Here is a 25,104-nt window from a genome sequence, read left to right as displayed (position 1 = left end):
CAACAGAAACTGCTAGCGCTCATAGCACAGCGAGAACCAAGGCTTGAAGCAGGCAGGAAAGAACAGGGATCAACCAGGAGTGTTGGTGAGAGATGGCCCGATCCCAGCTTGGGGGAGCTGCGGGGCCTCGCGGACCCCACAGCTACCCCCAACGCGGCCGGCTTAACTTCCGGGTTCGACATGAGTCCGGGTGTTGCCCGGCCGCTATGGCCGGGTCGGGCCGTGTTCAGAGGCAGTGGTTATCAGGGGTTCTTATACCTTTCATTAAGATTCTTGCATCGTGGATTAACTCTTAAAGATAGGGATTCCATTTCGTTAGATGGGTGTTAGGAAGAGTGGACGAAGAGATTCTCAGGGCGTATATTGAGGCTGGGCGAATAGCCAAGATGGTTAGGGAGGAGGCGGCTAAGCGCATTCAGCCGGGTTTATCCGTCTACGAGTTTTGTACATGGGTCGAAAACAGGATTGTTGAGCTGGGGGGCAAGCCTGCTTTTCCGTGTAATCTCTCGATAAATGATGTTGCTGCGCACTATTCCCCGCTTGTTGGTGATGAGCTTCTAGTTCCCGAGGACTCTGTTGTAAAGATAGATCTGGGTGTTCATGTAGATGGATATATAGCTGATACGGCAGTAACGGTTAGTTTTAGCGATAAATGGTCATTGTTACTCGAAGCCGTTCGGTCAGCTCTAGATAAAGCTATTAGCGCCATTGCACCTGGGGTAAAGTTTTCAGAGATAGGGCGCATAATAGAGGCGACGATTACGAGCTACGGGTTTAAGCCAATAAGTAATCTTGGCGGACATAGTCTTGCAAGGTACACTATTCATGCAGGTGAAAGTATACCGAATGTGTATGAGCCGTTTCTCCGCGGCAAATTTGGCACAGGGAAAGCTTATGCAATAGAGCCTTTTGGCACAAATGGTGCTGGAAGTGTAAAAGAGGGAGATCTTGTCACTATTTATGCGCTTGTTCGGCCGAATCTTAAACGCAGGCTCAATGATATTCAGCGGCGTGTCCTTAATACTATACGCGAGCGGTTCAGGACGCTGCCGTTCAGCGAGCGATGGTTAACCGATGTCGCTCCTATTGAGGACATTCGTAACGCACTTCGCAGGCTATCAAGAATGGGATTCCTTGCTCAGTATCCAGTACTTGTAGAAAAAGGTGGAGGTATGGTGGCTCAGTTCGAGCACACAATTGTAATAACTGATTCCGGCGATGTAATTGTGACAACGATGTAGTAGAGATAGCCATGTATAGCTTCTAATAAAACCCTTGTATAGAAGCATTTTTGAGAGCCTGTTTGTAATCCCTTCGAATTTGAAGCAGGGACGATGTATTGGAGTAAGCTTTGACATGTACAATGGTTTAGGGCTTAGGTGTTACAAGTATGGCTAATGCAACGAATCCTTGGTTTGGTGGTGGATCAGATTTAGCTACATGGATAATAGCTATAAGCATATTGATCTCTACGATTCTCTCGATATTCGCGTTCCTAGGTATTGCACAAGGTTTTCAGCTTCGTATATGGAAGGCCCAGATAGAGTCGCGTTTGCGTGTAATAGAGAGCTATAGAAACGATGTGCGTGATGAGGTTAGGAAGAGGCTTGAGAAGCTAGGGGCTCGTAATATTGACAGGATTCTAGAGACTGTCTTGGACTACTTCGTTATAGGTCCAGTTGATATAGAGCCTACCGATATAGTTAGGCGTTTAGAGAGAGTTTTACGCACCGAGGAGGAACGTATTGAGGCTTTAGTGGCGCGTAGTCTTCCTAAAAGCGTCGGCGACGTCAATATAAAGAATGTTGTAACTCTTTTGGCGATAGCAAATGCGTTGAACACTATCTACAAGTATATCAGACACATATTGCTAACAGGAATAAAGACACGAAACGCTCTCCTTGTCGCGCAGCTTTGGATGATGCTTCCACTCTTTATGAGAATAGCTAAGGCTTACTACGATGCTTCTCGGGTTATAGCTAGGGGTATACCTATAGGTGATGCAGCTGGCCCTCTTGCAGCCTACAAGCTCATGAATAGTCTTAAGCGATTAGAAGGACCTATAGAGATCGTAAAGGACACTATATATAGCGTGCATGAATTCGAAAACCGGAGAATAATAGTAGTAAAGGCGAAAGGCCCTGGTAGTACGGTTGGAAGGCCGGGTGAGGCTGTTGAGAAGATAATTGAAAAGCTATCGCCTTCGAGTATCGCATCAATTATAACAATCGATGCTGCACTGAAAATGGAGGGAGAGCCAACAGGCAGTGTTGCCGAGGGCACGGGAGTCGCGATGGGTGATCCAGGCCCAGAAAAGATAAGAATTGAGCGTATTGCTGTTAAGTATCAACTACCTCTGTACGCTATTGCCATAAAGATGGGGTTAGAGGAGGCGATAACGGCTTTAAAGAAAGAAGTTGTTGATGGTGTAAATAAGGCGATTGAACGAGCTAAAATGCTTATACTAGAGGAGACAAAGCCTGGTGACACGGTAATAATTGTTGGAGTTGGGAATACTCTAGGAGTTGCGCAGTGAGTTGAAGGTGTTAGATATGGGGTCTCTGGACTTCTACACTGTCTACGTACTATCAGTGATGCTTCTTTCAGTGGTAATGATAATCTATATGGTTATAACTGTTCTTGGATCAAGGAAGAAGGATAAGGAGGAACAAAAAGTAGTCACGGTGCTTAAGTGTCCTCAATGCGGTTATGTTAAGAAGAGAGAGTTCCGAGAGGGAGATTTCATAGGCAAAATAGTTGATGAAAAATGTCCGCATTGTGGTGTTAATCTAGTAGTTGATGCAATATATGCCGAGACTTATCATGACATTAGGTCTGCGCTGAGAGAGAAGCGCAGGCAGAAAAATGCTAGCTAGGTCTTAGGTCACTTATCCCGTTCTCTTTAGATAGTGAAGCATATACTATTTATGGTTACGGTAATGTAATCGCGTTTTCTAGATTAACATTAACGTCTTTTAAGCTCTTTCATGCCACTTATTTTAACTAGGAGTGTAAGCGTCTCAGAATAGGCTTCTGGGTGGTTAAAGATGGGATACGTACGCTGGCTAGGACATGCAACTTTTGAGGTAAACATAGACAGTTACCTTATATTGATTGATCCCTGGCTCACTAATCCAGCCTCGCCGGTGAATGTTGAGGAATACAAAGACAAAGTTGACCTTATAGTAGTAACACACGATCACGGAGACCATATCGGCGAAGCAGTCGAGCTAATGAAAATTAATCCACGCGCCAAGCTAGTAGCTGTCTATGAGGTTGCAAATGATGTTGCAGAGAAGCTTGGTGACAAGGGAGAGCGTGTCATCGGTGGTAACATAGGTGGCCCGCTTCGCATCGAAGGAATAGATCTGAAAGTACTCTTTACGCCTGCGAACCACAGTTCGCTAAAGGGTACGCCGACGGGAGTGGTAATAATTGGCAAAGAGGCAACAATATATCATGCTGGCGACACCGGCCTTATGGCTGAAATGCAATTTATAGGTGAGCTTTACAAACCGGACATAGCGATGTTGCCGATAGGTGGCCATTTCACAATGGATGAAGTGCAGGCAGCTAAGGCTGTGGAGCTAATTAAGCCAAAGGTTGCAATACCGATGCATTATAACACGTTTCCCGTGATACAAGCTGACCCGGAGAAGTTCAAGAAACTGGTTGAGGAGAAAGGTCTCCCAACAAAGGTCGTCATTCTGAAGCCCGGAGAAAAGTATGGTTTTTAAACCATAAGACTTGGGCCACATAACTTAGGTAAACGCATATAGTTTTTACTAATTTTTGTTTCCTGCATATAGGAAATTAAGCACACGTCTAATAGATTGCTTTTAAATAGTCCTTGGTCTGTGTCCTTGTCTGTACTGGGGCATGCGTTTGGGCGCTATTTCTGTATCAGAATCCGAGTACGAGCTGCTGAAGATAATGGCTTCAAAGAAAATTTCGCCTAATAAGGAGTACAATACCGATGTGCTTGCAAAGATTCTTAATATCGAAAAAAGTCGCTTAGAAGCATTGCTCAGACTTCTCGCATCAAAAGGCCTAGTTGTATTGAAAGAAAAAATTGTTGAAGAATACCATTTAACTAGCGAGGCCAAACGCTATATTAGCGAAGGATTTCCAGAAGAGGTTCTTGTTAAGCTTCTTACGGAAATGGGTGGAGAGGCAAGTGTTGACGCGATTAGGGAGAGGCTAGGAGATATAGCGCCCATAGCAATAGCTAACGCGTCGAAGAAGAAATGGATTAGAATTGAAGGTGGCCGCGTGAAGCTAGTAGTAGACCCGGCTAACGCTGTTGCAGACGAGCGAAAAATCATTGAGAAAATTATGAGAGGAGAAAAGCTAGATCCTAGTTCTATTAAGCTTCTTAAACGCCGTAAGCTCGTAGAGGTGCATAAGAAGCGGGTAACGATAGTTGAACTGCCCGAAGACCCGGAAAGCCTTATGAAGAAGGTAATTGTCGAGATTGGTGCGCTTACGAGAGAGCTCATTGAGAGTGGAAAGTGGAGAAGCGTAAGGCTAAGAGAATACAACGTTGAGGCACTGCCTCCACGCGTTCTTCCTGGGAGATTAAACTTCTTTTCGCAGTTCATAGAGTATATTAGGGACGTAATGAAGGAGCTTGGTTTCGTCGAGGTTGAAGCTCCCCCTGTTGAGCTCGAGTTCTGGAACTATGATGTATTATTTCAGCCTCAGTTCCACCCTGCTCGCAGTCCTACTGATACCTTCTACCTAAAGGCGCCATCGGCGGCTGAGCTACCGAAAGAGCTTGTTAAAAAAGTCGCACAAGCTCACGAGCAGGGTATGGGTGGTAGCAAGGGGTGGCGTTATAAATGGGATCCGCGCCAGGCTATGCGGCTGATACTACGTAGTCATACAACAGCTGTATCTGCCCGTATCCTTTCAACGAAGCCTTCTTTGCCCTTTAGATATTTTAGCTTGGGGAGAGTGTATAGAGTTGAAAACATTGATCCAAGGCATCTTCCAGAGTTCCACCAAGTTGATGGAATTGCGAGCGAGGATGGGGTAAGCCTTCGGTGGCTTGTAGGCATGCTGAGCGAGTTCTTAGAGCGATTAGGGCTCACTGATTACAAGTTTAGGCCTGCATACTTCCCCTTCACAGAACCCTCTATAGAAGGATACGTTAGAATAGGTAGTGGATGGCTTGAGGTGCTCGGTGCTGGCTTATTTAGGCCTGAGATGCTAAATGCGCTTGGAATAGAATATCCAGTTGCGGCTTGGGGTATGGGAATAGAACGCCTCGCTATGGCTCTTTACGGGCTCAGAGACATAAGACAGCTCTATAGCAATGATATAGAATTCATATCATCAATACCCTCAAGGTGGTGGTTATATGCCGGTTCTAAGGTTTAAGCCCAGCCGCGTAGAGGAGGTCCTTGGCCTACCTCTGTCTGAAGCACTAAAAGTAATGGAGAGGCTAAAGATAGAAGTAGAAATAGATAACGAAGGATACGTTGTGGCAGAACTCGAAGTAGATAGGCCTGACATGTATAGTCTCGAAGGTATTGCGAGGCAAGTAAAGGGCCTTCTAGGCAAAGAACTCGGCATACCAAGATACAATACTGTCTCAACAGAGTACACTATAATTGCTGACAACGTTCCCACACGCCCTTATATTGTGGGGCTTATAGTATGGGATGTTAACATTGATGAAGACTACCTAGTTGAACTAATACAGTTTCAAGAAAAACTCACGGCAAGCCACGGCCTTAACAGAAGGCGGATCGCTATAGGCATTCACGATCTTGATAAGATGCCGTCCAATAAGCTATTCTACCGCTTTGAACCAATAGATACTGTAAAGTTCAAACCCCTTCACCACGACAAAACTATGACGCTGGCAGAGGTGCTTACTGTAACAGAGCAAGGAAAGAAATATGGCTCAATATCTCTTAGTGAAGGAAAGCACCCAGTACTCTATGCCGGAAAAGAAGTAATCAGTGTACCTCCTGTCATTAATGCAGATATTACTAGGGTAGAGCCTGGCACACGACACGTATTTATCGATATAACTGGTACCGAGCTAAAACCTGTGCTTGATGCCGCTGCGATTTTCGCAGCTAATCTCGCAGAACGTAGCATGAGTAAAAACATAGGGCTTGTCCGCGTCGAAGCTCCTTGGGGAAAACTAGTTGAACCTAGACTAGAGCCGGCGCCAATGACTGTAAGCATTGAGAAAATCAATAACTTGCTCGGAGTAAGTATAGATTCGTCTGAAGCTGTTAAGCTCCTCCGCCGCATGCGTTTCGAGGCAAACGCATTGACGGAGACTAGTTTAGAGGTCCTAGTACCAAGATATAGAATTGATATATTGCACGAAGTTGACATCGCTGAGGAAATTATGCTTGCAATAGGCCTAGAAAACATCGAGCCTATAAAGCCATCTAGAATGCTCAGAGGTAGCCTATTTGTTACAAGATATTGGGAACGTGAAGCTAGACAGATCTTGGCTGGCTACGGATTCGTTGAAGTTAAAAACTATACACTGTCATCTTGCAAAGACCAAGTAGAAATAGCTGGTGCTAGTCCCGATGAACTCGTCTACATTAGTAACCCGGTATCCGTTGAGCTAGACTGCTATCGTTATTCATTGGCTCCCTTACTTCTTAGAACACTGGCTCAAAACCAGCATAGAGTGCCCGTCAAGATATTTGAAGTAGGAGAAGCCGTTAAACGTGTAAAAAGAGTTGAAGATGGCGAGCCACCGGTCTTGTTAAGAAAACTACTAGCAGTAGCAATTATGGGCGAAAAGATAGGATATGAGGATATTCAAGCAGTAGTGTACGGACTAGTAGAGCTACTTTCCGATAAAATAGAAAACATCAATAGAATAGAGAAAAAACTCTTCATTAAAGGACGTGCAGCGAAAGTATTAACCAAGAACGGCCTCGAGATCGAGCTAGGCGAAATAAACCCAGAGATACTTGAGAAACTAGAAATAAAGTACCCAGTTGCCTTCGCCGAAATAGACTACACAAAACTCCATGAAAAGAGCATTGTTAAACGTGGGGGCGCCGCTGTCCCCCGCCCCTAACACTCGGCATCACAGCCCCCAGTAGGGGTCTCATGCCGAGCTCTCTCAGGCGGGAGTAACGGGGCGGAGCGGCGCCCATGAATAGAATAGCTGTTCTCTACCCCTAAATTCGGTATTAGCGACCCGCTACAAGCGCTTTTATATTACTTTGCTGCCCGTCTCTAAGTGAGCACGATTACGGCCTTATTAGACCCAGGTGGAGGACATGAAGAGTATTGATGAGCGGTTAAAGCTTATTACACGAAATACCGTAGAAGTAATAAAAGTCGATGAACTTAAGAGGCTCCTTGAAGAAAAGGAGCATCCTAAGGCATACATAGGATTTGAGCCCAGTGGTCTGTTCCACATAGGATGGTTAATCTGGGCTTTCAAAGTAAGAGACTTCATAGAAGCTGGTATTGAGTTTTACCTACTTGCAGCGACCTGGCATGCATGGATAAATGATAAGTTTGGAGGAAATATGGAGACTATCCGGAAGGCTGCACAACACGTTCTAGACGTCTTAGAGGCTCTCGGAATAAGCAAGTCGTCAATAAAGGTTGTGGATGCGGAGGACCTAATTTCAGATAAAGAATACTGGACAATACTTCTCAGAGTGGCTAAAAACAACACTCTTGCACGCATGAAGCGTGCCTTAACTATCATGGGGCGCCGGGCAGATGAAGCAGAACTGGACTTTTCCAAGTTAATTTACCCAGCGATGCAAGTAACTGACATATTCTATCTTGACGTAGATATCGCGCTAGGCGGCATGGATCAGCGCAAGGCACATATGCTTGCACGAGATACGGCCGAGAAGATGGGCAGGAGAAAGGTCATAGCAGTTCATACGCCACTGCTTACCGGTCTCCAAGGGCTTGGGCGAATGAATCCTCAAGAAGTAAACGAGGATGTACAAGCAACAGTACTTAAAATGAGCAAGTCAAAGCCAGAATCCGCAATATTTGTCTACGATAGTCCGGAAGAGATTGAAGCAAAGTTATTGAAGGCCTATTGTCCTGCACGCCAAGTAGAATTCAACCCAGTTATTGAGATAAACAAGTACATCTTGTTCGCACAACCGGGATTCAAGTTGGTAATAGAGAGGCCTGAGAAGTACGGCGGCACACTAATAGTCAATAGCTATAGCGAACTCGAGCAGCTCTATAGAGAGGGTAAGATTCATCCGCTTGACTTGAAGAAAGCCACTGCCAAGGCTCTCGCAGACCTCTTAAAGCCGATTAGAGACTACTTCGAGAAAAACGTGGAGGCGCGAAAACTACTAGAAGAACTAAAAAAGGCCACTATAACAAGGTAGTTTTAATCGGGGGCCATGACCCCACTCTAAGGGCTAACAACCCCCAGGTAACAAGGGCTTAACGCTTGACATGTAGTGTTCATACTCACTAAGAACCCAAGGCGCTAAATTAACGATGAGAACATCAACGATACGAGGGGTTACGATTTGAAATATTTAATAAAAGCAAAAATAGAAGTAGACGGATTAGTAAATAAGCATGATATAATAGGTGCTATTTTTGGTCAAACTGAAAACCTCTTTGGAGAAGAATTTGATCTCCGAGAGCTACAGGAAAGGGGTAGAATAGGTAGAGTTATAGTTGACATAAAGCACCAAGACACTAAGACCTATGGCGAGATAACGATACCCTCAAACCTCGATAGAGTAGAGACTGCACTGCTTGCGGCAATGATAGAGTCCGTCGAAAAAGTAGGACCGTATCGTGCAAAAATACGTGTCTACGACATAATAGACGTCCGTGCAGAGAAGATAAAGAAGATAATTGAAAGAGCACGTGAAATCCTACGTATCTGGTCGCTTGAGAAAACTCCTGATCTCAAAGAGGTACTTAGAGAAATAAGTGAGGCAGTAAAACGCGGCGAAGTAATAAGCTATGGGCCCGAAGGCCTTCCTGCCGGCCCTGACGTAGATAAAAGTGACGAGATAATAATAGTTGAAGGCCGAGCTGATGTAATAAACCTTCTCAGATATGGTTATAGAAATGTTATAGCACTTGAGGGCGCTCGCGGAAAGATACCAGAGACTATAATAAAACTTGCAAAGACGAAGAAAGCCATAGCATTCGTTGATGGGGATCACGGAGGAGACCTCATACTATGGGAGCTGCTTCGCGTTGCCGACATTGACTATGTTGCACGGGCACCCCCAGGCAAGGAGGTAGAGGATCTAACTGGCAAGGAGATTGCTCGTGCCCTTAGCAACCTCATTCCAGCACGCGAATACTTGGCAATACTCGAGAAAAAATTCCAGCCAAAGAAAGAAAAACGGCCACCTAAGGAGGCCAAAGAAGCCCTAGAGAAAGAGGCTGCAGTATCAACACCTGCTACGCCAGCTGCCGTTACAGCGGTAGCTGAGCCTAAGCCAGCTCAGCCCGTTGTACAAGTCGAGGTCGAAAAAGTAGAGATTCCTGAGAAAATTCTCGAAGAAATTAAGCAGCTCAGTGGCACTCTCGAGGCACTCATATATGATAAGGACTGGAATCTCATTCAACGCGTAAGTGTACGGGACATGTTCAACGTTTTGGAAAAGATGGAGCCCGGCAAGGTATTTGCAGTAGTTTATGATGGTATAGTGACTCAGAGAATGCTTGACTTGGCTGCTGAAAAGCAAATAAAACTAGTAATAGCTAACCGGCTAGGCTCTATAGAGAAAAGGCCCCGTAATGTTGTTGTTCTCACTTTTAACGACGTTGTTGCGTAACCCGTTTTAAATACCCCTAAATATTATCGTTTTTATTTATATGTTTATATTTGGTATTATTAATATAAGTGTTACTAGTGATACTATATTATTGATCATTGCCCCCTTTCTTTCGTCTCTTAATAGTGCTGCGGCAACATCATTTACGACGCGGGCTCCATCAGTTATAAATATTGGTGCAGCGTTTATTCCTGCAAGGCCAATATTTATGAGCTCGGTAAGCCACAGTATAGTAAATACTGTATACGCAGTCGAAGGCGAAAATCCAAGCTTTATAAGCGTCTTAGGAACGGGTACGAAATATATGCCTATCATTTCATACTTTTTCTTTTCTTCTCTGCTTGTATTTGATGGTGCAGCCTTTTTGACAACTGTTATTGTTGTGTCGTTCAGTAGCACGAATTTCACTATTAATGTTATATTAGCTAATGTACCTCCGTTCTCGTAACGTATTTTATTCATAACTTTCTGGAAGCTTGTAAAGTCAAGGGGGCCTGTCGTGTTAATATATACCTCCTTAATTGTTAAGCCTGGTTGGACTCCATATTCTTGTGCAAACGAATTTGCTTCTACTTTAATGATATGCATGTAGAATCCTTGTGCTGTGATAGGTTTTAATAAGAGCAATAGAAACAGCCATAGTAGTACATTAGCAAGCACGCCAGCAGAATATACTCTTAGCCGCGTTCTGAGACTTGATTTTCTTAATTTGTCTTCGTCTGGCTCGACAAATGCAGCGGGGATAAGGCCTAAGAAGACTAGGATGCCTGCATTCTTTACTTCGACGCCGCCATGCCTAGAAGCGAGTGCATGCATAATCTCATGAACTATTACTGCTAGGCTAAGCCCAGGCAGAATATACAGGAACGTGGTTATATCAATCGATACACCAGGTATTAGAGGCACTATGGGCGCTTCTCCGGCAGGTTTTCCAGATATTATTAGTAATACTCTTTTTATTATCATAGCATAAAATAGCGCCATTAAGATAAACATAGAGGCTATTCCAACATCAAGTAAGAGACCTACAAGTCTATTTCCACGCAGCTTATCAAAGTATTCAAAACGCTTACGTAGTCTGATTACTATTGCGAAAGGGCTTGCCTCAAACTTCTCACTCCTCTTGCTACTCAATAGTATGCCAAGCAGTATCCATGCCGCTACGTAGGCAGCAAGAGCTTGAAGCGTTGTTCCCGCCACTCTATACCCCGAAGCGAATATGGTCTCTTTTGTACTTACTTAGATAAAAGTGCTGGTCTACGTACAAGAATAGCAGGGGTTTCGAAGAGCTTTGAACTCGTCTCTGCAGGTGTAGCTGGCATCATGGTTAGAGAGAAGGTTGAGAAAAGACCAGAGTATCGAATAGTTGTTTATGATGATAAGCATTGGGCTCTGCTTAGACGGTTACGTAAGGAAGCTATTCATATTATGAATGCCTTAGTTGAGGCAGGACTATGGCCTATTGTTCATGGAAGTGTTGCGCGGGGTGATGTGCATGAAAGCAGTGATATAGATATCTTTGTGCCCGTTACTGTACCATCCTATAGAATAGAGTTTGCGCTTGAGAGAAAAGGTATTCGTATATCTCATAAAGTTATTGTGCAGGCCACTCCTACAAGTACGCCAAAAGCTTACCTTGTTCTAGATGTTGAAGAGAGAAAGGTAGTTTCATTCCCATTGGCCAAGCTGTCTAAAACTGAATACGAGTTCTATTACTTTGGCGGGGCACTCGATTATCAAGGACTTATTCAGGATAAACGTGTACCAGGTGTTGACAAACGGCTAGTTCTTATAGAGCCGATTCAAGAAGGTCATAGAGAGTCAAGCATAATCGGTAGAGAGGCTGAAGTCGCTAAGCTTCTTGGAATAAGTCTTGAAACAGTTATAGAAAGAATTCGTGTTCTTACTCGGAGAGATAAATTAGGCCGTACCGGTGTCTTTGTTAAGGTAGAACTTGAACCCTGGGACTCTATAGAGGAAGCTGTACAAAGTATTGCAAGAGAAAATCCATTATTCCGTAGAGCGTTGAGAGAGAAAGGTTCACCACTGATATGAGAGGTGTAAGAAAGAGTGCCTGGCCGCAGATTTCGCCTAGTTGAGGGCGTCTATGCCTATGTGGGTGAACTTCCGCTAGGCTGTAAACTATGCATTAGAGGAGTAAAAATGGTTATATTCATTACTGGTGTCTGCCACGACTATTGTTTCTATTGCCCTGTTTCTGACAAGAAATTTGGTAAGCATGTTACCTATGTTAATGAGGAGCCTGCAGAGGATGTTGAGGATTTAATTGATGAAGCTTACCGTATAGGAGCCTCTGGAGCGAGTATAACTGGAGGCGATCCCCTGTTAAGCATTGAAAAAACAATAGCCGCAATAAGACTCCTTAAAGACGTCTTTGGTTCCGATTTCCATATACACTTATACACGAGTGGTAGATACGCCACTGCCGATGTTCTTCGCAGACTTGATGAGGCAGGTCTTGACGAGATACGGTTTCATCCAACAGCTCCATGGCTCATTAATAGGATAGAAAAAGCGCTAAGAGTTATGAAGCATTCAGATGTAGGTGTAGAGATACCAGTTCTGCCAGACAAGATTGAGGAAATAAAGATGTTGATAAAGAAGCTCGATGGGATGGGTGTTAAGTTTATAAACTTAAATGAGGCTGAGGTTTCGCCCTCGAATATTACGAAGCTTATGGAGCGTGGCTATAAGATTTCAAGAAGTAAGCCTGTCTTAGAAGGCAGCGAGGAAGCGGCTCTTAAGATAGTAAAGTGGGCTCTTGAGAATACACGTCAGATATCAGTCCACTATTGCCCGGCACGCTATAAAGATAAGATACAGATGAGGCTAAGACTCCTTCGAAAAGCGTTAAGAACGGCAAGGCCTTACGAAGAGGTCATGCCACAAGGCCTTATAAGGGTTCTTAAAGTGAGTAAGATCAACAGCCGTGTTGTTGAGCTAGTTAAAAACGGGTATGGAGAAATTATAGATGGAGTAGCTTATCTTGACCCTAGGCTCGCCGACCTTGTTGACGGTGAGATAATTACTCGTTATCCTGTAGGGAACTATAGAAGAATGCCTTTTGAAAGCTTTAAAAAGCCTATTTATGACTCGAATTAGGAGATAGGATATCGGAGAATTGCAACGATTCCTCCAAGCGCTTTTACTTTCAACCCGGCTGGTGTCTCTACGCTTATGAAGCTTATCTTTGCCCGTGTTCGGTCAGCCTCGCGTAGTATCCGGTCAACTATCTCCCTAATATTAGGGTCTGGATGCCTAACAAGCTCGTCAAGTACAAGTACTTCCTCAACGGCCCCCATCTCAACAGCTCTCAAAACGTCATCTAGCGTATACGCAACTCTTTGCGGTTCTTTTGAAAGCATCTTCTCAAATCTTTCAAGGAACTCCTCAGCGTAGATACTAGCAGCTTCTTTGAGCACGTCTCTCATTATCCCTCTCCTAACTTCCTCGTAGACTCCTGCAACACCCCCCATCGAGGCACTATCGGTTATTATTCTTGGGGCTTTGCTTCCGAGCCTCACCTTAATGAGTTCAGCCAATTGTTCTTTCACACTGCCAGGACCCGTTACTACTATTACTAATGGAGCCTCCCTCTCTACGAGTTCCTCAACTATTTTCGTCACTCCTACTAAGGCTTCTCTGAGCTTTTCCTCACGATGCGGGTCATCTTTGCCTGGAAGGTGAAGAGAGCCTTCTGCCACAATCTTAATGCCTTGACCCCTTATTAAGGCGACAGCATAGTCGTCATAATCTATGGCAACTATTATGGCGCTTGGCCCCTTTGTTGCTTCTTCGAGTCTCTTGAGCAGTGTATGAGGCCATCCATTTGGCTTAGTTATCTCTACTTCGGTTCCTGGATCAAGGTTTATAGTATGATACTTTCCAAGTACTCCATACTTTTCCGGCCCTTCCACAACGACACCTCTAATGCGTAGCCTTGTCGTGAACGGCTGAAACTCCGTTGACTCGACCCGTATCTTAAGCACCATTGGTATACGACTACTCCTGCCGCTGCCTCGTTCACCGAAGTGAATTTCTCTAAATGTTCTGGCTTTTACATAGTCGCCTGGCTGAATGATAGTATGCAAGAGCCATAAGTCATCAGTGTCTTCTGGCACTACTTTGATAACACCTTGCTTCAAATCCTTATAGACTATTTTCAATATCCTAGACCCCGCTTGGCTTATAGTGTAAAAGCTTGGCTAATAATTTACAAGAGAACCCTCTCGAAGCTTACATATACGGGAATGTGTTTGCACTGTGGTATACTAGTAAGAAATGCTGACAAAGACGATCTTGATCAGGTCTACGTAATTGAGCTTGAATCATTCAACAAGCCCTATCCTCGATGGTATCTCGATATACTATACAGCCTTAGCGGCAATGGTGATTCTTTTCTAGTGTCTTTCGACGATAATGGATATGTAGACGGGTATATTGTCGCTGTTCCGCTTCGTGGAGGTGTTTGCCATATAGCTTCAATAGCTGTTCGGAAGGATTGTCGTCGCCGCAAAGTGGGTACAGCTTTGTTGCAAAGCTTGTTTGAACTATGTGAGGAAAAAGGTTTCCAGAATTACTTACTCGAAGTGAGTTACATGAACACCATTGCACAATTACTGTATGTACGTAATAGTTTCGCTTATATTGGATTCATACGTGACTATTACGGTAAGAACGATCATGCACTCGTTATGCTCAGAACCGGAGAGACGAGGTTGTGGAGGTATCAGAAATAAGCTTCTCATATCATATACAGTTTATGGGTATAGGGGTTGAGTACAAAGATTGAATTTATGCTTCTTGATTCAAGCTATGAGATCATAGGCAAGGAGCCCGTAATAGTTCTATGGGGTATACTGGATACTGGTGAAAGAGTAGTTCTTTTTGATAAGAGATTTAGACCATATTTTTACGCGCTATTAGTGAAAGATGTAACTGACTATGATAGAGTTTTGAGCCGCATAAGAATGTTCAGTAAGCCAGCAAGCCCGATCATAGATACTAGAGTAGTAGACAAAAAGTACTTTGGCAGACCACGTAAAGCCGCAAGAATAGTTACAGTTATACCAGAGTATGTTAGAACGTATCGAGAAGAAGTACGACGTCTTGAAGAAGTAGAAGAAGTACTTGAAGCAGACATACGTTTTGCAATGAGATACTTAATAGATAAGCATTTGTTTCCTTTCCACGTCTACGAGGTTGAGGTTGAAGAAATAAAGAAGCCCATAGGGTATCGAGTAGATAAAGCCTTTAACGTATTGTCTGACCCGGTTCCAGTAGCTGAAGACAAGTCGCGCGATCTGATATCTAAGCTGCGAATTCTCGCGTTTGATATAGAAGTATACAGTAAGAGAGGCAGCCCCAATCCCAACACTGACCCGATAATAATAATAGCCGTAATGGATTCCGACGGGAATAAAGAACTATTCGAAGCAGATGGCTATGATGATCGAAAACCGATTAAAGAATTTATCAACTATATAAAGAACTTTGATCCGGACATAATAGTTGGATACAATAACAACAATTTCGACTGGCCTTACCTCCTTAACAGGGCTCGTAGGCTCGGCATAAAGCTTGACGTCAGTAGACGTGTTGGAGCTGAACCAACAACAAGCGTTCACGGCCACATCTCAGTACCCGGAAGACTTAATGTAGACCTCTATGATTACGCGGAAGAAATGCATGAAATAAAGATCAAAACCCTTGAAGAAGTAGCCGAGTATCTTGGCGTCATGAAAAAGAGCGAAAGAGTTCTCATAGAATGGTGGAGAATTCCGGAATACTGGGATGATCCGCAAAAACGCCCGTTGCTTAAGCAGTATGCTTTAGATGACGTTGTTTCGACATACGGGCTTGGTGAAAAACTACTACCGTTCGCAATCCAGCTCTCATCTGTTACAGGTGTGCCTCTGGACCAAGTCGGTGCAATGGGTGTTGGATTCCGCCTCGAATGGTACCTTATTAGAGCAGCATACGATATGAACGAGCTTGTACCAAATCGGGTTGAGAGGCGTGAGGAAAGCTATAGAGGCGCAATCGTGCTTAAACCCCTTAAGGGCATTCATGAAAATATCGCGGTACTAGACTTCAGCTCCATGTATCCCAATATAATGATAAAATATAATGTAGGCCCTGATACGATAGTAGACGATCCCTCGGAGTGTGAAAAATATGGAGGATGCTATGTAGCCCCAGAGGTAGGTCATAGGTTCCGAAAAGAACCACCTGGTTTCTTCAAAACAGTTCTCATAAATCTCATAGATCTTAGGAAAAAAGTAAGGAAGGAAATGAAAAAATATCCTCCAGACAGCCCAGAATACAAGCTTCTTGATGAGAGGCAGAAAGCACTCAAAGTACTTGCTAATGCGAGTTATGGTTATATGGGGTGGACGGGTGCAAGATGGTACTGTAGACGCTGTGCAGAAGCCGTGACAGCATGGGGAAGGCAACTAATTCTAACAGCGATTGAATATGCGAGGAAGCTAGGGCTCAAAGTAATCTACGGAGACACAGATTCCCTATTCGTAACTTACGATCCTGAAAAGGTCCAAAAGCTTATAGAATTCGTTGAAAAAGAGCTCGGCTTTGAAATAAAAATCGATAAGATATACAAGAGAGTATTCTTCACTGAGGCCAAGAAGCGATATGCAGGAATACTAGAAGACGGACGCATCGATATTGTCGGCTTTGAAGCTGTTCGCGGAGACTGGTGCGACCTAGCCAAGGAAGTACAAGCAACAACAGCCGAAATAGTCCTAAAGACTGGCGATGTCAATAAAGCCATCGAATACGTCAGAAAGGTCATTAAAGAGCTTAAAGAAGGTAAAATACCCATAGAGAAACTCATAATATGGAAAACACTTAGCAAAAAACTAGAAGAATACGAACACGAAGCACCCCACGTAGTTGCAGCAAGGAGAATGAAAGAAGCAGGATTCGAGGTGTCAGTTGGCGACAAAATAGGCTATGTTATAGTCAAGGGTAAAGGAAACATATCTAGCAGAGCATATCCCTACTTCATGGTAAAGCCTAGTGACATTGATGTAGACTACTACATAGATAGACAGATAATTCCAGCAGCGCTTCGTATCCTAGGATACTTCGGTGTAACCGAGAACCAGCTAAAATCAGTGGCAACAGGACAGAGAAGCCTCTTCGAATTCTTCAAGCAACAAAAGAAATAACCAGCTCTTTTAAGTCAATATATAAACGTGTAGATAGTAGTAGGAAAAGAAAATATCCCCTATATGGACGTAGTCTTTTAGGAGTCTTTATGGGAGATTGCATTGATACTTGCATCGTGGCGTTCACTAATATGGGTTATACGTAGAGCAGATGTGGTACTAGAAGTCGTTGATGCACGGGACCCTTTATCGACGCGAAGTAAGCGCCTTGAGAGAATAGTGCAGGGTATGGGTAAGAAACTGATAATTGTGATTAACAAGAGCGATCTTGTACCTCGTGATGTAGCTGAGAAGTGGAAGAGAATATTCGAGGATCAAGGATACAAAACCGTTTACATGGCGGCAAGAGATCATAAGGGTACGCGGAAGCTGCGTAAAGCTATAAGAGAGGTATCCGATGTCACGCCTACAATAGTTGCAGTAGTGGGGTTCCCTAAGACCGGTAAGTCAACTATAATAAATGCCTTAAAAGGGAGACATAGCGCTTCTACAAGTCCAATTCCAGGGAGTCCTGGCTATACTACCCATGCACAACTATACAAAATAGGCGAGAATCTGTACATGATAGACACGCCAGGCGTTATACCTATTGAAGGAGGCCCTCTTGAGTCAATAATAAGAGGGCGGCCCCCTGAACAGCTAAGTGATCCCGTAAAGCCGGCAGTTATGTTACTCAAGCGTGCATTAGAATATAATCCGAACAGCGTTGTAGAAGCTTATGGCATATCTGAGACAGATCCCTATAAGATACTTGAACTCATAGCAATTAAGCGTGGATGGCGTTATAAGAGTGATGGCGAGCCATTAATAGAGGAAGCGGCTAGAACTGTGATACGTGACTACCATAAAGGTAAACTACTCTTCTATGTACCGCCCGAAGAATACCTTTTACAAAAACAAAGAAAGGCTGCAAAATCCTAGTGCTAGAACAAGGAGGGAGTAAATGTCATCTAGCAAGGTCTTCATAGTAATAACTGGTCGCCCAGGCGTAGGTAAGACAACACTAGTTAAACGCGTAGTAAGCAAACTAGTTCATGACGGCATACGTGTTGCTGGATTTTACTGTCCCGAGGTACGTGAAGGAGGCAAACGTATAGGTTTTCAAATAACAAGCATTGATGGAACCATACGAGGATGGCTTGCCCGTATCTCAGGATGTGATGGTCCCCGAGTTGGAAGATACACTACGTGTTATGAAGCCGAGAAGGTTGTTGAAGAAGCGCTCCGTAACTCGGATAAAGCCGACCTTGTTGTTATAGACGAGATAGGCCCTATTGAGTTGAGGCTCCGAGGAATAAGATCGCAGATACTTCGAGTCCTTAAGAGCCTCAAGCCGGGTATATTTGTAGCACATTATCGATTATCAGATCAAATAATTACACCCTTGCTGCGTCGATATGGATATTGGTTTGAAGTAACGCTTGAGAATAGAGATCAGCTTGTCAATAAGATTTATTCATTGACTAAGAACATTCTTGCGGAAAGACAAAGAGACAAGCCCCGACATTCTATAGATTAAAATTCATAACGGGAGTTACTCTCCCCTAAAACATAATATAATGGCGGGATGCCCGCGCGTTCCAGCGCTGAAAAATGATGTGCAAGCATTTAACTTCCGCCCCCGGGTACCGCCGCCTCTAAGACTAGATGAGGTTAAAAGTCTCGGTCTCTTAGGTGCTGGTTAGACGGGGTAGGTTAAAGTGGCGAGCGAAAAGTGCAAGGAGTATATTGTCACCATAGGAGAGAAGCAAATCTTTATAACGCCTCAGATACTTGAAATTGTTCATGAATATCTTCATAGGCCTATGAGCCTAGAAGAACTAGCAAAAAGACTTGGCCTGGAGACGTGGGAGGAAGCATACGAGTTCATAAAGCGAATACCTGCCTGGATTATGTGGATGCCGGTTAATTTGTGGAGGCTAAGGCTGGAGAAGGAGGGCTGTCTGGAGCTTTTCGAGGGAGAAAGTAGCGAAGAAGGCAAGTAATACTGTAATAATTTGGTTTTAGCCTACCTCACTATCGCGTAACATCCAATACTCTTTTCGTATATTATGCCGTCGCGCCTCATGGTTCTAATGGCTTCATCAACGATATTTGATTCTATGCCTTCACTTAGTGCGCGGCGTTGTATCTCTTTGAGTCTTGCGCACCCCTCTTCGCTTTCTGATTCTAGCTGTTCTATTATCTCCATTATTCTTGTGAATTTCTCTTGCTTACTTCTCGGCTTGCCCGTCATAATTATATCTATATCTATCTTTCCGCTCTCTATGTCAAGACCCGCGCTCTCCAGGAAGGCTTTCATAAGCCTCACTGCGGCCTCGGCATCTTCAACGGTTACCTCGTCTCTTAGCGCCATGCGTGCATGGGCTTCAGCGAGGCGTACGAGCGCTTCTAGCTGTCTAAGGGTTATTGGTATGGCTCCATCTGATGATTCGAGGCTCATCCGTCTCATCTGTACATAGAAGTCCTCTATTAGCTGGATTGCTTCTTGTGATAGCCTGGGCCTTACATATCTTCTGGCATAGCTTATGTACTTCTTTAGGAGTTCGGGCTCTATCTCGGGTTTAACCCTCTCAGTATCCTTGTGGACTTCCAGGATATGGCGAGCCACGCGTCGGTCTTCTTCAGGATTTGGCTTATCTTTTAGGATAAATATCAAGTCGAACCTTGAGAGGATTGTAACTGGTAAGTTTATATTATCTGCTAGTGTGCGGTTTGTCAAATATCTACCGAACTTTGGGTTTCCTGCAGCTATCACGGTTGTCCGTGCATTAAGCCTTGCAACGATTCCTGCTTTTGCAATGCTAACAGTTTGTTGCTCCATAGCTTCGTGTATCGCTACTCTGTCTTCATCCCTCATTTTGTCTATCTCGTCTATCGCTGCAACACCGCCGTCAGCTAGTACCAGGGCTCCTGCTTCGAGATAATACTCGCCAGTTGATTTGTCTCGTATGACTGCTGCTGTTAGACCGGCAGCGGTTGCGCCCTTGCCCGTTGTATATATGCCTCTGGGGGCTATTCGTGCGACGTATTGTAGCAACTGGCTCTTGGCTGTACCGGGGTCGCCTACAATGAGTACGTGAATATCTCCTCTAATCCTAGTACCGTCTGGCGTAATTTTCGGAACGCCGCCAAATAGTGCAAGCGCTATCGCTTCCTTAATGTCCCAGTGCCCATAAATTGCAGGCGCTATGCTGGCCACAATTTTCTTATGGATCCAGGGATCTCGTGCAAGTGCTTTAATGCGTTCCTCATCCTCCCTGGTAATTATTACTTCCTCTAAGAGTTTTTGAGATACTTCCAGGTGAATCGCATCTATGTAGAGATCATAGACTGCTCTTTTCTTCGCGGTATCGGGCCTAACTCTTACAACGCCGACAATTGTGACTCTGTCGCCAGGGCGTGCACTGTCAACAAGCTCATCTTGTAATACAACCTCTATGCTGCGCGGAAGCTGACCTGGGGGAATCTCTTCAGGTCTTTCTTGTAGGACAATGCGCTGCCAATCAATTAGCTTCGATTTCTCTGGTATGAGGCGGAAGGTTCCACTAGAGCTTCCGCAGACAGGACAGGCTGGCGGTTTTTCAAGAATCTCGCCTACGAGTTCGCCTTCGGGTGGCCATTCGAATTCGTGACATCCTTGCTCTCGTGTGCAGTGCATGAACACGGCTTTCGTTATTTTCTCCTTTATAGGCGTAGCTCGTACAAGTATGCCTTCAAGCATTACAAGCTTGCCTATGTACTCGCTGCGAAGCCTTCTTAGGGGGATGGTTTTTGGTAGCGCTCTTACGCGTACGTAGAACCTGTCTATGCCTTCAGCGTATTCGGGTGCCTCGCTTTCAATAAACTCTCTTAGCGCTTCGCTTGCTTGTCGGAGAACTTCATCGGGGCGCTCTATTAGCAGTCTTGCAAGTTTCGTGTCAAAGATATAGAGATCATTGTACTCAACGATGAGGCTTTTTTGACCCATAGTTATCATTTGGCGTATTCTTTCTCTATACTTATAGTTGCCATTGCGGTCTCTAAAGCTTCGCAGAAACTCATGAAAACGCTCTCTAGCATCAATAACCGCTTCTTCAGCAAGCCCAGGTATACTTTGCATGCTGGCTGGTACCCCGACCAGACATATCCCGGTATTAATACCCCTTATCTTGTTCACGGCTTATTGCTATTATAAGCCACGATGCGATATGCATAATCAAGTCTATCGCTAAAATTATGCTCTAAACGGTTGCCCTTGGTAGAATTTTTTCGCGCCATGTTTTTAACGCATTGCTAAGATGGTTTAGTAGGGCCTCCTCCTCTGGAGTTAGCCGGGAAGTTATTTCTGCTATGCTTGTCGGACTACGGAGGCTTTGTAGCAGTATTGTCAGTCTCTTATCGATTATCTCTACAAGGTATTGTAGCATCCGATGCCTTTCTTCAAGAAGTGCTGGGTCAAGCTCCTTCTTAGCACGTTCCCCGAGTTCTTGGATAACCGTTTTTGCTTCCTGGTAAAAGTACTGGGGTAGCTGCTCTAGATCTGATGGTGTTTTCGCAGAGATTACTGAGAAGTGTATTCTTGCAATGTCCTCAAGGCTGAGAGGGGATTCAACAATCTTCACAAGTCCCTCCTTTACAAGTTGAGTTGCAAGCCAATATGGAATCTCTATTTCTACGCCTTTTTGTAATTCTATGCTTTGTCCATCAATGTAGAGGTTCTTTGAATCTTTGATAACCATTACACGAGTAGGCCTTAGAAAGTATTGGAGCTCAAATAACTTTAACCTAGTTTCTAGAACGTTAATGTTTCTCCCCCTCCACATATAGCTTGGCTCGTTGCCCTAAAATAGGCCTTAATTTCTACTAGGTCTTAGTTGGGTTAGCGAGTATGTCAAGTATATCTGAGTTATTATGGGCGGAAAAGTATAGGCCAAGAAGTTTAGACGAAATAGTTAATCAAGAGGAGATTGTGAAAAGGCTTAAGAAATTTGTTGAAGAAAAGAACATGCCTCATCTGCTCTTCGTTGGACCGCCGGGTACTGGTAAGACAACTGCTGCTCATGCGCTTGCGCACGATCTTTATGGAGAGAACTATCAACAGTATATGCTTGAACTCAATGCGAGCGACGAACGTGGTATAGACACTATAAGAACGAAGGTTAAAGAGTTTGCTCGTAGCAGGACACCGCCAGGCATCCCGTTTAAAATAGTGCTCCTTGATGAAGCCGACAATATGACTGCTGATGCCCAGCAAGCACTGAGAAGGCTTATGGAAATGTATACAACAACGACGCGATTCATACTGATAGCAAACTTTCCGAGCAAGATAATAGAGCCTATACAGTCTCGTTGCGCAGTCTTTAGGTTTACTCCTCTTAAGAAAGAAGATGTTATTGCTAGGTTAAAGTGGATATGTGAGCAAGAGAAGTGCCAGTATACGGAGGAGGGGCTTGAGACTATATACGAGATAAGTGAAGGCGATATGCGTAGGGCTATTAACATATTACAAGCTGCTGCAGCCTTAGGTAAAGTAACTCCTGATGTTGTTTACAAGGTTGTTGGACTCGCGCATCCACGCGAGATACGTGAAATGATAAAACTTGCACTTGATGGTCAGTTCCAAAAAGCTCGTGACCAGTTACGCCAATTAATGATAAACTATGGGCTTAGCGGAGTTGATGTAATTAAGCAGATACATAGAGAAATATTTAGCCAAGAGCTTAAGCTCCCTGAAGAGCTAAGAGTCATGATAGCAGATTACGCTGGTGAGATACAGTTCCGGCTTGTAGAAGGTGCTGACGACGAGATACAGCTAAGTGCATTCCTTGCTTGGCTAACACTGCTAGGTCAAAAACTGCGAGGGGTAGGATCAGCTTAGCTTCTGAGCAGGAGGTAAATTCTTTTGAGTCATCGAATACCTTGGGTTATAAAGTATAGGCCTAAGAAGATAGCTGATGTAGTTAATCAAGACCAGGCTAAGGAAAAGTTCATTCCGTGGCTCCGTCAGTGGCTCCAAGGCCGCCCTCCCGAAAAGAAAGCAGCGCTCTTCTATGGACCTGCAGGCGTTGGTAAGACGAGCTTGGTGGAGGCGGCGGCACACGAGTATGGCTTAGAACTGATAGAAATGAATGCATCGGACTTCAGAAGAAAAGAAGATATAGAAAGAGTTGCAAAGATAGCTGCGACGCAAATGAGTCTCTTTGGAAGGCGAAAGATAATATTGCTTGACGAAGTTGACGGCATATCTGGGACAGCTGACAAGGGAGGCCTTGATGCCATACTTGAGCTAATTAGAGTAACAAGGCACCCAATAGTCATGACTGCTAATGATCCTTGGGATCAAAAGCTTAAGCCTCTTCGGGATGCGAGCTTAATGATACCTTTTAATAGACTTAGTGAACGCCATATAATCCAAGTATTGAAGCGCATATGCGCAGCAGAAAGAATCGAATGTGAAGATGATGCGCTAAAACTTATAGCGCAACGCGCTGAAGGAGATCTACGTTCCGCGATTAACGATTTGCAAGCAATCGCAGAAGGGTATGGAAGAGTAACAGTAGACCTAGTGAGAAACCTCGTAGTATCTCGTGACCGACAATATACGCCGTGGGAAATGCTTCGTAGCCTATTTATGTCAAAGTATGCATGGCAAGCAAAAAGAGCTATTACGCACGTTGATTTAGATTACGATACCATTCTTGAATGGATCAATGAAAATATTCCAAACCAGTATACAGACCTTGAGGACGTTTGGCGTGCCTTTGAATCGCTGGCACGAGCTGATATATACCTTGGAAGAATAAAGAAAACCATGTCATGGGATTTACTATCATACGTTTTTGACCTTGCAGGGCCTGGTGTAGCCCTTGCGCGCAAAAAGAGCAAGTTTAGATGGGCAAAGTACAGCTTTCCACAGAAGATAATGATGCTTGCAAAAACAAAAGAAACTCGTGAAATACGTGAGGCACTTGCTGAAACTATAGCTAAAAGAATTCACACATCTAAAGCAACTGTGAAACGAGAGGTATTACCATATTTAATGATCATATTCCGCGAGAGACCAGACTACGCAGCACGATTAGCGCTGGGCTACAACCTTACCGATAATATGATAAAATACCTTGCAGGGCCCATGTATAATGCAGTAAAGGAACATATCAACTTGCTCTTATTGCGTGCGGAAAAGCCCGCCACGGTATCATCTCATCCAACAAAGCCTGCTACTTATACAGTCGCATCTGAGGGAGAAGCATCTTCGGAGTACACATCATCGTCACGGCGAACAGCGAAAAGGAGAACAAGTAGACGCCGTAAAAGAGGGGGAGGTACGCAAACAACATTACCGATCTAAGTTTTCTAAGTCTTTCTTGATCTTAGAACTAACAACTATCTCTTCGATTCTAGTTCGCGGGTATAGTCCTTTCTCATCTTTCTCATATTTCTTAACCATGTCCCATACATTCAGTAGGGCTATTGTCACAGCAGTTAGTGCCTCCATTTCCACACCTGTGCGTGCAATAGCCTTCACTTTAGCTCTGCAGCCTACGTGTGTCTCATCCTCTATAGAGCATCTTATATCGACATTCGTTATCTCAATAGGATGGCACATGGGCAGCAAATAAGGCGTTAGCTTTGCTGCATTTATGCCTGCAATTGCTGCAACTTGGAGGGGATCACCTTTTTCAATTTTTCCTTCATTTATTAGTTTTATTGTTTCTTCGCTAAGCCGAATTCTGCCATAAGCTTCTGCTTCACGGTAAATAATCTTTTTATCTGATATATCTACCATTCGTGGCTTCATGCTATCTACCTAGGAGACTAGAATAATGTATAAGGACTTTTAAAACACGTTATATATCTTCAAGCGATCTTATTAGCTCTAAGAGTAGCGGCACTTTGGGATTATCAAATTTTAAGCTAAAAATACGTATTTTGCCAATACGTTGTTCTTCAACGAGTCCTAGTGATAAGAGGTCTTCAAGATGCTTTTTTACGAGATTGTAGTGAAGACCCGAGTATCTCACAATTCTTGTTATGTTTAATTGTCCATGTTTCGCAAGCAGTAGTAGTATCTTGGTCTTTCCCTTGCTTCCCAGGATTTCTGCAAAATCATTTCTCTCGTCTCTCAT

Annotated in this window: 23 protein-coding genes and 1 rRNA gene; 17 read left to right on the top strand and 7 right to left on the bottom strand. The window is 44.0% G+C overall.

Features of this window, described 5'->3' with window-relative positions; all coding sequences use genetic code 11:
• Nucleotides 1-98: 98 nt before the first annotated feature.
• Nucleotides 99-218 (bottom strand): 5S ribosomal RNA (gene rrf, locus SBG41_RS01990).
• Between the two features lie 117 nt (nucleotides 219-335).
• Between rrf and map the strand changes: the two genes are divergently transcribed.
• The 8 genes from map to dnaG all read left to right on the top strand — a co-directional run bounded on the left by map (nucleotide 336) and on the right by dnaG (nucleotide 9,782).
• The gene (map, locus tag SBG41_RS01985; RefSeq protein WP_317895873.1) at nucleotides 336-1,241 is read left to right on the top strand and encodes a type II methionyl aminopeptidase; all 906 of its coding nucleotides are present in this window, start codon (nucleotides 336-338) and stop codon (nucleotides 1,239-1,241) included.
• A gap of 149 nt (nucleotides 1,242-1,390) precedes the next feature.
• A complete protein-coding gene (locus tag SBG41_RS01980; RefSeq protein WP_317895872.1) occupies nucleotides 1,391-2,536 on the top strand; it encodes a DUF1512 domain-containing protein in 1,146 nt (381 codons plus the stop codon).
• A 16-nt stretch (nucleotides 2,537-2,552) separates the two neighbouring features.
• Nucleotides 2,553-2,876 (top strand): hypothetical protein, encoded by a 324-nt coding sequence (locus SBG41_RS01975; protein ID WP_317895871.1) that lies wholly within the window; start codon nucleotides 2,553-2,555, stop codon nucleotides 2,874-2,876.
• Between the two features lie 171 nt (nucleotides 2,877-3,047).
• Nucleotides 3,048-3,737: a metal-dependent hydrolase gene (locus tag SBG41_RS01970; RefSeq protein WP_317895870.1), complete on the top strand. Its 690-nt coding sequence runs from the start codon at nucleotides 3,048-3,050 to the stop codon at nucleotides 3,735-3,737.
• A 148-nt stretch (nucleotides 3,738-3,885) separates the two neighbouring features.
• Nucleotides 3,886-5,382 (top strand): phenylalanine--tRNA ligase subunit alpha, encoded by a 1,497-nt coding sequence (pheS, locus tag SBG41_RS01965; protein WP_317895869.1) that lies wholly within the window; start codon nucleotides 3,886-3,888, stop codon nucleotides 5,380-5,382.
• The gene (pheT, locus tag SBG41_RS01960; RefSeq protein WP_317895868.1) at nucleotides 5,363-7,063 is read left to right on the top strand and encodes a phenylalanine--tRNA ligase subunit beta; all 1,701 of its coding nucleotides are present in this window, start codon (nucleotides 5,363-5,365) and stop codon (nucleotides 7,061-7,063) included. The genes pheS and pheT overlap by 20 nt, the downstream gene beginning before the upstream one ends.
• Before the next feature lie 205 nt (nucleotides 7,064-7,268).
• Entirely contained in the window at nucleotides 7,269-8,360 is a 1,092-nt protein-coding gene (locus SBG41_RS01955) for a tyrosine--tRNA ligase (protein WP_317895867.1), read from the top strand.
• 147 nt (nucleotides 8,361-8,507) lie between these two features.
• Entirely contained in the window at nucleotides 8,508-9,782 is a 1,275-nt protein-coding gene (gene dnaG / locus SBG41_RS01950; RefSeq protein ID WP_317895866.1) for a DNA primase DnaG, read from the top strand.
• Nucleotides 9,783-9,818: 36 nt separating this feature from the next.
• On the opposite strand, the gene SBG41_RS01945 is transcribed toward dnaG, so the two are convergent.
• Nucleotides 9,819-10,982 carry a site-2 protease family protein gene (locus tag SBG41_RS01945; protein ID WP_317895865.1) on the bottom strand — a complete coding sequence of 388 codons (1,164 nt, stop codon included), beginning with the start codon at nucleotides 10,980-10,982 and terminating at the stop codon, nucleotides 9,819-9,821.
• A 123-nt stretch (nucleotides 10,983-11,105) separates the two neighbouring features.
• Here SBG41_RS01945 and SBG41_RS01940 point away from each other — a divergent pair, with 123 nt between their 5' ends.
• Nucleotides 11,106-11,837: a nucleotidyltransferase domain-containing protein gene (locus tag SBG41_RS01940; protein ID WP_317895864.1), complete on the top strand. Its 732-nt coding sequence runs from the start codon at nucleotides 11,106-11,108 to the stop codon at nucleotides 11,835-11,837.
• Between the two features lie 15 nt (nucleotides 11,838-11,852).
• Nucleotides 11,853-12,905, top strand: coding sequence for a radical SAM protein (locus tag SBG41_RS01935; RefSeq protein ID WP_317895863.1), 1,053 nt, complete (start codon nucleotides 11,853-11,855; stop codon nucleotides 12,903-12,905).
• On the opposite strand, the gene SBG41_RS01930 is transcribed toward SBG41_RS01935, so the two are convergent.
• Nucleotides 12,902-13,969 carry an mRNA surveillance protein pelota gene (locus SBG41_RS01930; RefSeq protein WP_317895862.1) on the bottom strand — a complete coding sequence of 356 codons (1,068 nt, stop codon included), beginning with the start codon at nucleotides 13,967-13,969 and terminating at the stop codon, nucleotides 12,902-12,904. The two genes, SBG41_RS01935 and SBG41_RS01930, sit on opposite strands and share 4 nt — an antisense overlap.
• Before the next feature lie 90 nt (nucleotides 13,970-14,059).
• Here SBG41_RS01930 and SBG41_RS01925 point away from each other — a divergent pair, with 90 nt between their 5' ends.
• The 5 genes from SBG41_RS01925 to SBG41_RS01905 all read left to right on the top strand — a co-directional run bounded on the left by SBG41_RS01925 (nucleotide 14,060) and on the right by SBG41_RS01905 (nucleotide 18,978).
• Nucleotides 14,060-14,542: a GNAT family N-acetyltransferase gene (locus SBG41_RS01925; RefSeq protein WP_317895861.1), complete on the top strand. Its 483-nt coding sequence runs from the start codon at nucleotides 14,060-14,062 to the stop codon at nucleotides 14,540-14,542.
• A 57-nt stretch (nucleotides 14,543-14,599) separates the two neighbouring features.
• Nucleotides 14,600-16,993, top strand: a complete 2,394-nt coding sequence (locus tag SBG41_RS01920; protein WP_317896484.1) for a DNA-directed DNA polymerase — start codon at nucleotides 14,600-14,602, stop codon at nucleotides 16,991-16,993.
• A 102-nt stretch (nucleotides 16,994-17,095) separates the two neighbouring features.
• Complete coding sequence (gene rsgA, locus SBG41_RS01915) at nucleotides 17,096-17,914, top strand: GTPase RsgA (RefSeq protein ID WP_317895860.1); 819 nt, start codon at nucleotides 17,096-17,098, stop codon at nucleotides 17,912-17,914.
• Nucleotides 17,915-17,936: 22 nt separating this feature from the next.
• Complete coding sequence (locus SBG41_RS01910; RefSeq protein ID WP_317895859.1) at nucleotides 17,937-18,512, top strand: NTPase; 576 nt, start codon at nucleotides 17,937-17,939, stop codon at nucleotides 18,510-18,512.
• Between the two features lie 181 nt (nucleotides 18,513-18,693).
• Nucleotides 18,694-18,978, top strand: coding sequence for a hypothetical protein (locus SBG41_RS01905; protein WP_317895858.1), 285 nt, complete (start codon nucleotides 18,694-18,696; stop codon nucleotides 18,976-18,978).
• 23 nt (nucleotides 18,979-19,001) lie between these two features.
• Here the strand turns inward: SBG41_RS01905 and mcm are convergent, their stop codons facing one another.
• Nucleotides 19,002-21,095, bottom strand: coding sequence for a minichromosome maintenance protein MCM (gene mcm / locus SBG41_RS01900; protein ID WP_317895857.1), 2,094 nt, complete (start codon nucleotides 21,093-21,095; stop codon nucleotides 19,002-19,004).
• A gap of 121 nt (nucleotides 21,096-21,216) precedes the next feature.
• Nucleotides 21,217-21,714: a DNA replication complex GINS family protein gene (locus SBG41_RS01895; protein WP_317895856.1), complete on the bottom strand. Its 498-nt coding sequence runs from the start codon at nucleotides 21,712-21,714 to the stop codon at nucleotides 21,217-21,219.
• 149 nt (nucleotides 21,715-21,863) lie between these two features.
• Here SBG41_RS01895 and SBG41_RS01890 point away from each other — a divergent pair, with 149 nt between their 5' ends.
• Complete coding sequence (locus tag SBG41_RS01890) at nucleotides 21,864-22,853, top strand: replication factor C small subunit (protein ID WP_317895855.1); 990 nt, start codon at nucleotides 21,864-21,866, stop codon at nucleotides 22,851-22,853.
• 24 nt (nucleotides 22,854-22,877) lie between these two features.
• On the top strand, nucleotides 22,878-24,326 hold the full coding sequence (locus tag SBG41_RS01885; RefSeq protein ID WP_317895854.1) for a replication factor C large subunit: 1,449 nt from the start codon (nucleotides 22,878-22,880) through the stop codon (nucleotides 24,324-24,326).
• Here SBG41_RS01885 and moaC read toward each other — a convergent pair.
• Both moaC and SBG41_RS01875 read right to left on the bottom strand, forming a co-directional pair.
• Entirely contained in the window at nucleotides 24,315-24,776 is a 462-nt protein-coding gene (gene moaC, locus SBG41_RS01880) for a cyclic pyranopterin monophosphate synthase MoaC (protein ID WP_317895853.1), read from the bottom strand. The two genes, SBG41_RS01885 and moaC, sit on opposite strands and share 12 nt — an antisense overlap.
• Nucleotides 24,777-24,825: 49 nt before the next feature.
• Nucleotides 24,826-25,104 (bottom strand): helix-turn-helix domain-containing protein, encoded by a 279-nt coding sequence (locus SBG41_RS01875; RefSeq protein ID WP_317895852.1) that lies wholly within the window; start codon nucleotides 25,102-25,104, stop codon nucleotides 24,826-24,828.

Source organism: Pyrofollis japonicus, from assembly GCF_033097485.1.
In the GTDB taxonomy this organism is placed as follows: Archaea; Thermoproteota; Thermoprotei_A; order Sulfolobales; family Pyrodictiaceae; genus Pyrofollis; species Pyrofollis japonicus.
This window is presented reverse-complemented; position numbering and strand designations above follow the sequence as displayed.